We start from the raw sequence: 13558 nt of genomic DNA, 5'->3' as shown, positions 1-13558 counted from the left end.
AAGTTGTAAAACTATTTTAAGCCATTTAATAACAATGGAGCCAACTCTAAAAGGTAATTTTCCAGATTTTCGATCCTTTTTAAAATTATGTATTCAATCCCTGAATAATGAGACAATCCTATAAGCATATTTGAAATAATCTTTATTTCGGGATATTTTATCTCCTTTAGGTCTTTAGAATAACCTTCTTCGTATTTATCGTAATATTCTTGAGCAACATCATTAACGATAAACTCCGCTTCTCTTAAAATATAATAGTATTCACTATGATTTTCAAAAAATTTCAGAAAAAGATAAAGCCCTTGTAACTCTTTTTCTGCTCTATTCAAACCATTGTCTAAATTATAACTAATAAACCAGCGAGTTCTCTTACCAATCAACCTAACAATTTCACTTAAAAACTCTGTTTTACTATTAAAATGTATATAAAAAGTCCCAACAGAAAAACCGGCATTTTTTGCTACGTCATGAATGTCCGTGTTAAAAAATCCGTATTTCCCAAACAATTCTATTCCAGATTGTATAAGTCTTTCACGAGTATTTTCCAAATTAATTTCAAAAGGAATTATAAAATTCTCTTTAAATAAATTGCTTCTTATTTTTAAGTTTTCTTCAAAAAAACCGTTCATAATGATTTTTTTCACAATTTCTTTATCCGAAGGCATATTTTGATATAACGATCTAATAAGCAAAAAACGGATTCCAGAAATGAAATAAATATACTCAGAAAGAGTTAACTCTCTTTTGTAAATCTTTTCTGCTGATTTTTTATATATATCGTTTATCTTTCTATCAAACTCAGGAAAACGATACTGTCCTTCTCTAAAAATAGTTATTAATTTACTATATTCTTTTTTAATTTTGTGAATAGTATTTAAAAATTCTTCTAATCCATCTTCAATATCGACTACTTTTAAATATTTGAACTCTTCTTCCACTATTTCAATAAAATTTTGTAGTAATTTTTTGAAAAGTTCTTCTTTATTATGAAAATAAATGTAAAAAGTCCCGTTTGAAACATCTGCATTAGAGCATATTTGCGAAACTGAAACAGTTTCATACCAATTTTTTGAGAATAAATCCACAGCACTTTTCAAAATTTTTGTGTAAGCAGAGTTTTTGTTTTTTCTTTTTTTTACATGAATATTATCTTCTTCAACTTTCATAGTAATCACCGCTTATCTATTAAATATTTTCAAATTGTAATCTATACAAATCATAATAAATACCTTTTTTGTTTAAAAGCTCACTATGTGTACCTTCTTCAACAACTAAACCCTTGTGAACTACTATTATTCTATTAGAATTCTTTACCGTCGATAATCTGTGCGCTATTGAAATTATCGTAGCCCTTTGAGAGATCTTATTCAAAGCTTTTTGTATAAGGAACTCTGTTTCTACGTCTATATTTGCAGTAGCTTCGTCTAAAATAATTATCTTAGAATCAAACAATACCGCTCTTGTGAGAGCAATAAGTTGCCTTTCACCAGAAGACAAAGTGCTTCCTCTTTCAGTTATTATAGTATTATAAGCCTTAGGAAGTTTTGAAATGATTTCTTCAGCGTACACAAATTTTGAAACTTTTCTAACTTCTTCTTCAGAAATTGACTTATTAAACAATCTCATGTTTTCCAAAATTGTTCCAGAAAATAAAAAGACATCTTGGGGAACAACGGCTATTTTTTTACGAAGCATATTTAAATCATAATCATATAACTCTTTATCGTCTATTAATATTCTGCCTTCTTGATACTTATAGAGTCCGCTGATCAATTTAATTATAGTTGTTTTTCCTGATCCAGTTTCTCCTACTATAGCAACCCTTTCGTTCGGCTCAATTTTAAAACTTACACCTTTTAAGATTTCATTGTTACCATCATATGAAAACTTAACGTTTTCAAATTCAACTTTTCCCTTTTCAATTGTGGTATAAAGACCCTTTCCTAACTCTTCCTGTTTTTGATCAAAAATCTTGAAAATTTTCCCGGCAGAAGCAAAAGCATTTTGCATGATATCGTATTTTTCAGCAATATCGAATAAAGGTCTAAAAAACATGTCTATATATGCTGTAAAAGCATATATAGTACCAAAAGTAGTTTGACCATCTGTTAAAAGTTGTGAGCCAAACCATAATACCAAACTTAAAGTTAAATAGTTCAAAAGATTCATTAAAGGCCTAAAAATTGCAAAAACATACATTTGTTCTACATTTGCTTTATATAAATTATTACTCATATAATTAAACTCGTTTTTCTTTCTTTCTTCCTGATTAAAAAGCTTGGTTACAGAACTACCTGATAAATTCTCAGCCAAATAAGAGTTAAGTGCAGAAACTCTTGTTCTTACTTTATCATAGGCTCTTCTGTCAAATTTTCTAAATATAATAACTGCAATAATTATAACAGGAAACATTATTATTGTATATAAACTCAATTGTAAATCTAAAAGCATCATTAGAATTACCACACCTGTTATTATTGCTATATCTTTTAATAAGCTGGTAACGACATCACTAAAAAAATCTGAAAGGTTTTGAGTATCGTTAACAACTCTTGTTGTAACTTTTCCCGGTGGATTTTTTTCAAAATATTTGTATTCTATCTTCAAAATATGTTTGAATAAATCTTTCCTTATATTATATATAACCTTTTGGCCAACCACATTAGCATAGTATACTTGCCCATAATTCATAAAAAGTTGTGCAACTAACACAAAGATAAAAGTTATACTGAAAACCCTTATACGTTTAATAGCATCATCAAAGTAATGAGCATACTCAGATTCGTTGACTTGGATCATTTCTTGCGTTTGTCTATCTACCATGAAGTAATTGTTATCGATCTTTTTCAAAGAATAATTTCCCGTGTCATCTTGAACAAAATTCCCTTCATAATCTAAATCAAAAAAATATTGAACATTTATAACATTGTCTATGCCGTATCTTATTAAGTAAGGTAAAGCAAGTTCTATCACAGTGGCGATAGCTAAAGTTATAAATGTTAAAGCCAACAACATCTTATATTTTTTTATGTATGCCCACAACCTAAAGAAAGTCTTAAAATCACCTTCGCTTTTCTCTTTTTCTTCTAAAAAGATCTCTTCGTGAACTGATGCCATGACTATTCCCCCAATTTTTCTTCAATCAGCTGTTTTGTGTACATGGAATAATAAATCCCTTCTTTTGCCATAAGTTCCAAGTGACTTCCTTCTTCTACTATTCTGCCATCATCGAAAACAAAAATTGAATCCGAATCTTTTACAGCCTTCAACCTATGAGATATTACTATAAGAGTTTTACCTTTTGTTTCTACTCTCAAGTTTTTAATAATTTTTTCTTCTGTCTCAGTATCCACAGCAGACAAACAATCATCTAATATGATTACTTTAGCTTGTTTAGCCAAAGCCCTTGCTATAGTTACTCTTTGTCTTTGCCCTCCCGATAATGTTGCCCCTCTTTCACCAACTATAGTTTCATATTTTTGTTCAAGATTCATTATATCTTCATGAACGTTCGATATTTTTGCAAATTCTTCTACCGAATTTTCTAATTTTTCATCGGCAAAAGCTATATTTTCTCTTATCGTCATTGAAAATAAGAAGCTATCTTGGGGCACATAAGACACGTTGTCTCTGATAAACCTTCCATTGACATCGTTAATATCTTTACCATCAACGAATATCATACCTCTATCAACAGGATAAAGTTTTACTAATAATTTAGCAAGTGTAGATTTACCAGAACCTATCTTCCCAACAAAAGCAACCATTTCTCCTTCTTTTATATTCATATTAATTTGCTTTAAAACTTCACGTTGAGTATTAGGATATTTAAAAGTGAGATTCCTAATATCATAATTCCCCTTAAAATCAAATTCTTCTCGTGGAGGATCTTTAACCGAATTCTCTTGATTGAGAACTTCTTTAATTCTCTTTAAAGAAGCCTTTGATCTCTGAGTAAGGTTTACAAGATTGCCAAATGCCATCATCGGCCATATTAACATACCTATGTATTGATTAGCCATTATAAAATCTCCGAGTGTAATTTCGTTGCTTATAACCATCGGTCCACCAAAATTGAAAACAAATATCGTCGCTAATTGACCCACCATCATAGCTAAAGGAAACATTAGACCCCAAATTTTAACTAATTTTATATAGGAATTATAGAAATCTTGAGATTTTTTGTCAAAAATGTTTTCCATAATCTCATGGTTTGCGTACAATTTTACAACGTCAACACCCGCTATATTTTCCTCGGTTACATTAGATAGATCAGACGTAATCTCTTGTAACTCTTTAAACCTTCTATGTATAGCTCTTCCAAAAAACAAAGAAATAAAAGCTATAATAGGAAGAGGAAGTATCGAAATAAAAGTTAGCTTCCAATTAATAAAATTCCCCATAGCAAATAATGTCATTACAGTCATGACTAAAGTATCAACAAGCATAATTATTCCAAAACCCATTAAACGTTTTAAACTCAATACATCTGATGTAAACCTTGTCATTAAGTCTCCTGTTCTCCATTTATCAAAGAAGTCTTGATCTAAATCGATTATATGAAAAAACATTTTATTAAGCGTTTTGTATTCAAAAAGATTTGCAGCACCTATTATAGATATTCTCCAGAAAAATCGTCCAATTGCAAGACCAAAGGCTAACATTAAAATACTTAATATTAAAATTTTTATTTGTGCCAAATCAGGAGTTGTTGTATCTAAGATGTCCACTATGTTCCCAATTTGCCGAGGAATGAATATTTGGATAATATCAACAATTATTAAAAAAACTATGCCTATTAAGTATCTCCACCAATATTTTTTTAAAAATTCTTTGATCAAAAAATTCACCGTCCTGAAGTCTATTGCGAATTATAGTTTGGATTACTTACAAAATTATACCACTGATAAAAAGGAATATCAATATATTTTATAGAAAGATTATATGGTTTTATTTTACAAAAAAATAACAATAAATACTTTAGAAATGGTGATTTTTCAGAAAATAAGATTTTTAGAATTATTAAAGTGCGTATTGTATAATATAAGAACGTTAGAAATGAGAATTTTCTAAAAACGAAGTTTTGAATTTTAAATGGGTTCAGGGTGGAGCCCTCTCCCCTCTCTCGGTACATGTAGCGAAAAAGTTAAAGAGATTCACAGTTAGTAAGGATTAGATAAGAACTTTAGAAATGAAACATTTTTAAAAATAAGCATTTGAATTTAAAATGGGTTCAGGGCGGAGCCCTCTCCCCTCTCTCGGTACATGTAGCGAAAAAGTTAAAGAGATTCACAGTTAGTAAGGATTAGATAAGAACTTTAGAAATGAAACGTTTTTAAAAATAAGCATTTGAATTTATAACAGGTTCAGGGCGGAGCCCTCCCCCCCTCTCTTTAGCTACACGTAGCAAAAAATTAAAGAAATTCATATTTTGTAAGGATTAGAGCTGATGAAGTATTTTTAAAAAAAACTAAGCGTCAAAAAAATTATAGAATCTTAGCTTCATAATTTCTAAGGTGAGTATTGTATAATAAAACAAGAGGTGATTAAGTTGTTAGAAAGTTACGAAGGAATTCATAACTTTTGGTTTGAAAACGGAGCGAGTTCGGTTACCTTTTTGGAGTATGATGATGGATTAATAGCGTTTGATAGTTCACTTTACCCAAAGAAATTTGAAGAAATGTCTCAAGTTATTGAAGAGAAAACTTCTAAAAAATTAAAAAAAGTCTTTTTTACTCATTTTCATCCAGACCATACCTTCGGATGCTTATTTAGTAAAATAAATGCAGATATATTTATAAATAGCAAGACTCTTGAATTAACTTTAAACATCGACAAAGAATTTTTAAGAGAAAGCTCACAAATAGCAGATTTTAATTTTAATAATTTAAAAGAAGCTTTAAATAAAAAAAATATTTATGTATTTGAAAGATCTATTTACTCAATTTTGCACAATCAAATAATTATTGGAGAAAATTTGGATGGTCACACTATTGATTCAACGATTTTTGTAATAAAGCCTCAAAATTATATAATAACTGGCGATCTTGTGTTTTCTAATGTACACGCCGAAATATTGAACTCCAACCTTGATGAATGGATTTCAAAGCTACAACAAATGGAAAAACTACAAATAGAAAAAGTATTCCCCGGACACGGTAAAGTTGGCACAAAGACTCTAATAAAGGAACAAATCAAATATTTAAAAGATAAGAAAAAAGGAACTCCTTTAGAAAAAAAATACTCACAGTATTTGTTACCCGAATTAACATATTTAACTTAGATCATCGAAAGATGTGGCAAAATTTTGCAGTATTTTCTATCTTAGAGTTTTCATTCTCTCTCTTAAAGAAACTATTTCAGTTACCCTTATACCAAAGTTTTCATCTATTACAACAACTTCACCACGGGCTATTAGCCTTTCATTTGCGTAAATATCTAATGGTTCGCCAGCTAACTTATTTAGTTGTATTAGAGAGCCTTCGTGTAATTCTAATATTTCTCGAAGCGTCATTTTAACTGACCCTAATTCTACCTTTATTTCTAAAGGAACATCCATTAGTAATTCCAATTTTGAAAAGTCTATTTTTTGCGAAATAGTTTCTTCCTGTCTTCCAAATTCCTCGAACTCTACAGGATTAACTTTTACTGTATCTTCCTTAGATATCTTAGAATTAGAAGAATTTGATGTTTGTTTTCTTTTTGCTTGATAAGATTCATTACTAATTTCTGGCGAAACTTCTTTTTCCTCATTTTTAGAGGTTTGATATACTTTATCCACAAAATCTTTAATTTTTTTAGCGAATTTAACTGGAACAAATTGCCAGAAAAAGGTTTCGGCGATTCCTGTAATTTTAACTTTAAATTTTATCGATATTACATACGCTTCTTTATCCGTTTCTATCGGTGGAAACTCAGTAGTTGGGTTAGAAAAATCTAAGGTCTGAGTGACAGGCGGTGAAATATCTATGTTTGTTTTTATAAATTCTGATAAGGCTGTTGATGCAGTTCCCATCATTTGATTCATCGCTTCAGAAACAGCACTTAAACTTATTTCGTTTATTTCTTCTATTGTTTCAAAAGGATCCTTACCAAGCATTACATTTGCTATGATATTAGTTAAATTAGAAGGAAGTACGAGCGTATTCATCCCATACAAACCTCTTTTATACTCTACAGTAACTACAACATATTCTCCTTGAAAATTGGTTTTTATATTTTTGAACTTAATAATATTAACATCGGGATATTCAATATCTATTTTTCTTTTAAGAATCGTGGACAAAGTTGTAGCTGCAGACCCCATAGTAATGTTAGCTATTTCTCCCATCAAGTCTAAAAGAGAGTCCAAATCCTCGTCCACATTTTCAATATTTTCATTAATATTAGTATTTTTAGTATTTGTAGACATTCCTTTTAACAATGCATCCAATTCACTTTGATTCAAGAAATTATCCGAATTTTGCTCAGGCATTTTCTTTCAACTCCTTTGATTTTACATTTTCCGTATCTTCTTGTTTTTTTAGTTGATCTTTAATACTTTCTTCAACCAAAATTTTTTCTAATAATTCTTTATCCTTTTTTAATATTTTTACACTATAGAATCCTTTAATTTTACCTATTTGAGCTTTAAAAACCTTTTCTCCTTGGATTTCTATATCAATCGGTTCGTTAAAAAAAGAATCGGTACGTATCACATCTCCGACTTCCATATTCAAAATATCGTTTAAAGTTAATGTGGTCCTTCCAAGAATGGCCGTCAATTTTAATTTTGACAATAACAAAATTTGCTTTAAATTTTCTCTTGTTATTTCTTGACGTTTATAAACTTTTGTCCACATACGAGTTGACAATTTATCTGTCAATGGTTCCAAAGTTGAAGAAGGAAAACATAAATTTACAAATCCTTGAACATCTTTTATTGTAACTGATAAAGTAATAAGAATTGTCATCTCATTTGACGAAGCGACTTGAACAAATTGTGGATTAGTTTCTAAATTTTCTAATGTTGCTTCAAATTCCTCTATGTTCATCCATGACCTTGAAAGAGTCCTTAATATTACCGCAGTTTCTTTTCTCAAAATATTCATTTCTAACTCAGTTGGAGTTCTTAACTCTTCTAATACACTTCCGGTCCCGCCCAATAACCTATCTATGATTACATATCCAATATCTAATCCCATTTGAAAAATAGAGCTTCCAGAAAAAACGTCTGCAGAAAAAACGGCCATAAATGTTGGAGAACTGAGAGATTTCTGAAATTCCGAGAAAGTTATTTGATCTACACTTGCGTATTTCACGTCAACAAAAGTTCTACATCTTCCTGACAAATATGTTGAAAGCTCTCTTGCAAAATTTTCATGAACTAATTGCAGTGTTCGAAGCTGCTCTCTTGAAAATTTCATTGGCCTTCTAAAATCGTACTCTCTTATTCTTCTTTCTTCTGTCTCGTATTCTTTAAATATATCTTCAGCGGACTCTCCTAAAGCCATCGACTTTAATATATTATCTATCTCTTCTTGAGAAAGCATTTCTTCGTTTGACATACGTTCACCTTCTTTTACTATTGAGCAGCAGTAATAGTTAGCACGATTAAAACAACATTTGTTACTCCTAAATTACTACGTTCCCCAGTATATCCAATAATTTCATTTACTGTATCCCTAATCTGTCTTTTAGTTAATTCTAAACCTTGAGGAGTAGATATTTCTGCCCGAGTTTTATTCATAAAAATCATTCTAATAGCTTCCAATATTTCCATACGATAGATGCTAATTTTATCTCGAGCATCACTACTTGCCACAGTAAGATGCAAAGAATCTATAATAGCTATATCGTATCCCCCTTTTAACATCATTGGATAACGTGAACCTTCCATAATTAAAGTTACCCTTATTGGCATATCTGATTTGACTTGAGAGGAAGCTCTTCCTGTTTGACCAAGGTTTGAAGTTAATAGACGAACTATAAAAAAAGAAGTTATTGCTGAAACACCTAAAGCTACTACTATTACCAATATCAAAGTAGTAATAAAATTAGAACTCTTTTTTTTATTCTTTTCTTCTAAAATTTCATTTTCTTCATTATTCAAAGTATTTCCCCCCACCATAGGTTTTAATACTGCCTTCAGAAATTCTAAACTTCACATTTTATAAATTAAAAAGTCTATTTTTAAAAATCATCATTTCTAAAGTATCTATAGGTTTTAAAAACATCACTTTTAACGGACCCTTTGCCTTAAAATAAGAATATCTATTCTACGATATTGATTTCTTAATTCTTGAAGCTTCCTTTGAAATTCATTTTCAAGTTCTTGTTGAATTTGTTGAAACTCAGCAGCCGATATTTCTCCATTTTGAAATTGACGAGAAATTAAAGACTTTTTAGAGTCAATTTCTGCTCTTAAGCTGTCTATCTCTTTCCTTATTCCAGTTTCTCCTAATCCTATAGGATAAAATCTCTGTGGATTGTAGAAAAAATCAATATTGAAAAGTCCTTGATTAATCTCACCCATTCTTTCTATCATTCTTCTATTTTTTAATTCTACCGTAAAAAAATTCACTACACTTGCCGCCCTTGCAGCACTTAAATGCCAATTAGAAGGGTAAACACTTGTGGGAAGAACTGGGACATCATCTGTAAATCCATAAATTTCTATCGCATTTGAAGTATGTTCAATAATAATGGTTCCAATTTTATACAACAATTCTTTAGCTTCTGCCGTTAATTCTGCACTCCCTGACCTGAAAAAGGCAATATCTTTCATAGATATTATCGTCCCTTTATCGGTTTCCTCAATAGTTATTTTTCCTTTATACCTTTCATCTTCAACAATTTTTAACAATTCCTGTCTAATTCCAGGATTTGAAGTGATCAAAGGTTCTTCTGAAATGCTCTTTCCACCCACCAAAATTCCTATGGGTTGCCCTTGAAAAGCACTTTGCAAACTTAAGACTGCTTGTTGAAATTTACCAGGTGAAATCGTAGCCATAGAAAATAATGCTATAAACATCGTTAAAAGTAACGTGGTCATGTCGCTAAAAGTAGTCAACCATTTTGCTGGAAGATGCTCAGTTTTCTTCTTTTTAGGCATTGGGGTTCACCCCCTTCATTAAAAAGCATTTTCTCCTTTACTTGATTCATATTGTTTCCTTTCTTCTTCACTTAAAAAGGCTTTCAATTTCTCCTCCATTAAATGTGGATTTTCTCCCTGAACAATCGATAAAATTCCTTCTAATATCATTCTCATCTGGTTTATATTTTTACCGGCTCTTTTTCTCAATTTTTCAGCAGGCGGTAAAGCTATAATATTTGCTATCAAAGATCCATACAACGTTGTTATCAATGCTATCGACATCTTTGGACCAATTGTAGAAGGATCTGTTAATGTGTCTAACAACAAAACCAATCCTATCAATGTTCCAATCATACCAAATGCCGGAGCATACGCTCCCCATGTATCCAGAACAGATATTTTATCTTCTTGTTCTTCATCGTACATATCCATCTTTATCTCAAGGATCTTTTTAATTTCTTCTGGATCCGTTCCATCTACAGCCGCTCTTAAACCATCTCTTAAAAAATCACTTTGTATTGAAGGCAAATCTTCTTCCAAAGAAATCATTCCTTCTCTTCTTGCCTTTTCAGAAAATGAATATAACGTTCTAAGAGTTTCAATATTATCAATTTTAGGATTTCTAATCGCTTCCATTATAATATTAAAAATCTTAAAAGATTTAGAACTTGGATGCGCGATAAAAGTAGCTCCTATGGAACCTAAAACAGTAATAAAAAACGATGGAATATCTATTATAGTTATAAACTCACTACCCACTCCAAAAACTATTGCAACAATAGCTAACGCTAACCCTACTAATGTAGAAATATCCACAGCTATCCCACCTCTATCTACTTTATTGCTTCAAAAAAATGGGTTTAGCCCATAATTTTATTATTATTTCTATGTTTTGAATATCATCCTATTATATTCTACCATCTTTTGAATAACATCTTCAATTTTTTCTTTAACCACATATACATGGCCATTCATCATTGTTATTGTAGTATCGGGATGACACTCAACCTTTTCTATCTGATAAAAATTAATATAAAATTCATCGCCATTTAATTTGGTTAACTTTATCATAAAAACCCCTCATTTATTAGTTTTATCACTCATTTTAAAACTTCTAAGAATTATGTTTTTAATCCTATTCTTACAAGCAACAAACTCCCTTCACACACCTCGATACTTATAGTAAAAATGTTATTTTATCTCTTTATATTAACAAGCTCGTTCAAAATTTGATCGGCTGTTGTTATACTCCTTGAATTAGCTTGAAACCCTCTTTGAGCTATTATCATATTTGTAAATTCTTCGGCGAGATCAACATTAGACATTTCAAGAGCACCAGGATTTATAGTGCCTCTTCCACCTACTCCTGAAACTCCTATTTGGGGTAGTCCACTATTTGAACTCATAGCATACATAGAATTTCCAACAGCTAATAAACCTTCGGGATTGTTGAAAGTTGCCAAAGCAACTTGTCCTAATATTGAAGTTAAACCGTTGGTAAAAGTTCCTATAATTTGGCCATTAGTATTTATTGCAAAAGATTCAAGTGTCCCTTGGGCATTTCCATTTTGTTCAGTAACTGCTATTGAATTTGGAGCTGCAAATTGAGATACTTCTTGAAAATTTATAGATACCAAAACAGGTCCTGCTGCTGCAGCTGAAGCGGGATTTACAGCCGGGTTTAAAGCCGCTCCAGCTTGTGCCGGATCAAACCAAAAACCTGCAGATCCGTCGTTCCCATCTCCAACCGTTTGGTCTATATTTCCAGTTGTGGAATCTATTCTCCACTGAGTAGCGGCAATATTTCCGTTTGCATCAAATGCGATAACACCTTCAGCTGGATCATTAAGCATTTGACCTTCTACTGTGGTTTTATAAACAGGAGTACCATCTGCTAACTCAGCTTTCCAATGCCATGTATTAGCATCGATCTTTGTAAATTTCAAATAAATATTATACGCATTTCCTAAAGAATCGTACACAATCGTAGAGGTCGAAACTTTAGGATTAATATATTCTGCTTGAGCAAAGTTTGTTGGATTATTCAAATCAGTAAGCCTTAGCGAACCTCCAGATGGTGGTTGAATGACTTCTCTAATAGATTTTAAGTCATTGTAAGTACCAGTATTGATTGTATCGCCTGAATCACCACCAATTAATCTTAGACCGGTTAAGGTGTAATCACCATCTGTGATACCTGAAGATAACAGATTGTTAAAGCCCCCTACAGTATTATCAAAAGTCTCATCAAAACTTAGTGGAGTCCCATCTGAACCAGTTAAGCTAAATGTAACTTGACCATTACCATCAAAAACAATTTCAATATTTTCTGGATCATACGCCACTTGCTCACCGGTTATGTTATTTGTCACTCTTATACTCCCTGTAAGTGTGACATTACCTGCATTAGTTGTAACAGTAACAGTCTCGCCATTGGCACCTACCACATTTCCATTCACATCAAAAATCGATATTTTTGTATCAGATAAAGCCTGATCTGTTGCATCATAATTTACCCAACTGATTACATTTCCATTATCATCTAACACAACTCTTCCATTCATTGTATTTGAAGAAGTAAGAGACCCCAAAGTTGAATCAAAAACAGAAAAGTTAAAATCAGATCCTAAAATCTTAGCTTCCCATATGTAGGCATTTTGATTTAAATTAGTTAAGTCTCTTTTGAAACTAAATCTTACAGGTACATTCTCACCTAAAGCACTTTTTACTACTATTGTTGTATCCTGAAGACCTGCAGCTGCGTTTAGATTGTGTGCAAGTCTTACAAAAGATGTTTGTTTTGCAGGTAATACTTGTCCTGCTGATATTTGTATATCTCCTATAGGATCGTTCGTATCTACAACTCTTTGTCCGTCTTGAGTTAATCGCGCTGTCCAACCTTGTAATTTCATTCCTGATGCAGGATCCACAAAAAAACCATTGTAATCTCGTGTGAAATTGCCAGCTCTTGTATAATATTGACCAACGCCATCCGAAAGGATAAAGAATCCTTCTCCTTGTATCATCATATCTGTAGCTTTACCAGTAGACATAGGAGACCCTTGAGTCATGATTTGATCGATAGAAGCTATTCTTGAACCTAAACCAATTTGCATAGGATTCGTTCCTCCCAACATGTTTTGAGGAGCATTTCCAGCGTTGAGAGTTTGAAACAAAGTAGTTTGGAAAGTAACCCTTGAACCTTTGAAGCCTATTGTATTTACATTGGCAATGTTGTTGGCTACAACATCGAGTTGATCTTGAAAGTTTCTTAATCCTGTTATACCGGAATACATTGACCTCAGCATTTTATATTCCTCCTATCTTATTTTCTAGATTCACTTTAGAAATTTTGAAACTTAGGTTTTGTAAATATTTTAGTCTTAAATTCATTCAAAAATATCTCCCGACTTCTAATCCTCATTAATTCCTAATTTCTTTAACCTTTTCGCTACGTGTAGCAAAAAAAGAAGGGGAGGTCTC

General features: G+C 31.5%; 11 protein-coding genes. 1 reads left to right on the top strand and 10 read right to left on the bottom strand.

Annotated elements, in window-relative coordinates:
- Positions 1 to 11: 11 nt before the first annotated feature.
- The 3 genes from X924_RS09445 to X924_RS09435 are packed head-to-tail and all read right to left on the bottom strand — an operon-like array spanning position 12 to position 4850.
- Positions 12 to 1166, bottom strand: a complete 1155-nt coding sequence (locus tag X924_RS09445; protein WP_121958662.1) for a TetR/AcrR family transcriptional regulator — start codon at positions 1164 to 1166, stop codon at positions 12 to 14.
- 19 nt (positions 1167 to 1185) lie between these two features.
- A complete protein-coding gene (locus X924_RS09440; RefSeq protein ID WP_121958661.1) occupies positions 1186 to 3117 on the bottom strand; it encodes an ABC transporter ATP-binding protein in 1932 nt (643 codons plus the stop codon).
- 2 nt (positions 3118 to 3119) lie between these two features.
- On the bottom strand, positions 3120 to 4850 hold the full coding sequence (locus tag X924_RS09435; protein ID WP_233186632.1) for an ABC transporter ATP-binding protein: 1731 nt from the start codon (positions 4848 to 4850) through the stop codon (positions 3120 to 3122).
- Positions 4851 to 5551: 701 nt separating this feature from the next.
- Here X924_RS09435 and X924_RS09430 point away from each other — a divergent pair.
- Positions 5552 to 6283 carry an MBL fold metallo-hydrolase gene (locus X924_RS09430; protein ID WP_121958659.1) on the top strand — a complete coding sequence of 244 codons (732 nt, stop codon included), beginning with the start codon at positions 5552 to 5554 and terminating at the stop codon, positions 6281 to 6283.
- A gap of 36 nt (positions 6284 to 6319) precedes the next feature.
- Here the strand turns inward: X924_RS09430 and fliY are convergent, their stop codons facing one another.
- From fliY to X924_RS09395, 7 genes are all read right to left on the bottom strand, one after another.
- Positions 6320 to 7474, bottom strand: coding sequence for a flagellar motor switch phosphatase FliY (fliY, locus tag X924_RS09425; protein WP_121958658.1), 1155 nt, complete (start codon positions 7472 to 7474; stop codon positions 6320 to 6322).
- Entirely contained in the window at positions 7467 to 8546 is a 1080-nt protein-coding gene (gene fliM, locus X924_RS09420; protein ID WP_121958657.1) for a flagellar motor switch protein FliM, read from the bottom strand. Before fliM ends, fliY begins: the two co-directional genes overlap by 8 nt.
- A gap of 17 nt (positions 8547 to 8563) precedes the next feature.
- Positions 8564 to 9091 (bottom strand): flagellar basal body-associated protein FliL, encoded by a 528-nt coding sequence (fliL, locus tag X924_RS09415; RefSeq protein ID WP_158245369.1) that lies wholly within the window; start codon positions 9089 to 9091, stop codon positions 8564 to 8566.
- A 129-nt stretch (positions 9092 to 9220) separates the two neighbouring features.
- On the bottom strand, positions 9221 to 10093 hold the full coding sequence (locus X924_RS09410; protein WP_121958655.1) for a flagellar motor protein MotB: 873 nt from the start codon (positions 10091 to 10093) through the stop codon (positions 9221 to 9223).
- A gap of 18 nt (positions 10094 to 10111) precedes the next feature.
- Complete coding sequence (locus tag X924_RS09405) at positions 10112 to 10891, bottom strand: motility protein A (protein ID WP_121958654.1); 780 nt, start codon at positions 10889 to 10891, stop codon at positions 10112 to 10114.
- 69 nt (positions 10892 to 10960) lie between these two features.
- A complete protein-coding gene (locus tag X924_RS09400) occupies positions 10961 to 11146 on the bottom strand; it encodes a flagellar FlbD family protein (RefSeq protein WP_121958653.1) in 186 nt (61 codons plus the stop codon).
- 125 nt (positions 11147 to 11271) lie between these two features.
- Positions 11272 to 13383, bottom strand: coding sequence for a flagellar hook protein FlgE (locus tag X924_RS09395; RefSeq protein ID WP_121958652.1), 2112 nt, complete (start codon positions 13381 to 13383; stop codon positions 11272 to 11274).
- Positions 13384 to 13558: the final 175 nt, after the last annotated feature.

This window comes from Petrotoga sp. 9PWA.NaAc.5.4, assembly GCF_002895485.1.
Lineage (GTDB): Bacteria > Thermotogota > Thermotogae > Petrotogales > Petrotogaceae > AZRK01.
Note: the sequence above shows the minus strand (reverse complement) of the source record. Positions and strands in the feature narration are given on the sequence as shown.

Excerpts from the sequence above, each read along its gene's own strand:
- X924_RS09445 (WP_121958662.1), bottom strand. The coding sequence starts at position 1,166 with ATGAAAGTTGAAGAAGATAATATTCATGTAAAAAAAAGAAAAAACAAA.
- X924_RS09395 (WP_121958652.1), bottom strand. The coding sequence starts at position 13,383 with ATGCTGAGGTCAATGTATTCCGGTATAACAGGATTAAGAAACTTTCAA.
- fliY (WP_121958658.1), bottom strand. The coding sequence starts at position 7,474 with ATGCCTGAGCAAAATTCGGATAATTTCTTGAATCAAAGTGAATTGGAT.
- X924_RS09400 (WP_121958653.1), bottom strand. The coding sequence starts at position 11,146 with ATGATAAAGTTAACCAAATTAAATGGCGATGAATTTTATATTAATTTT.
- fliM (WP_121958657.1), bottom strand. The coding sequence starts at position 8,546 with ATGTCAAACGAAGAAATGCTTTCTCAAGAAGAGATAGATAATATATTA.
- X924_RS09410 (WP_121958655.1), bottom strand. The coding sequence starts at position 10,093 with ATGCCTAAAAAGAAGAAAACTGAGCATCTTCCAGCAAAATGGTTGACT.
- X924_RS09440 (WP_121958661.1), bottom strand. The coding sequence starts at position 3,117 with ATGGCATCAGTTCACGAAGAGATCTTTTTAGAAGAAAAAGAGAAAAGC.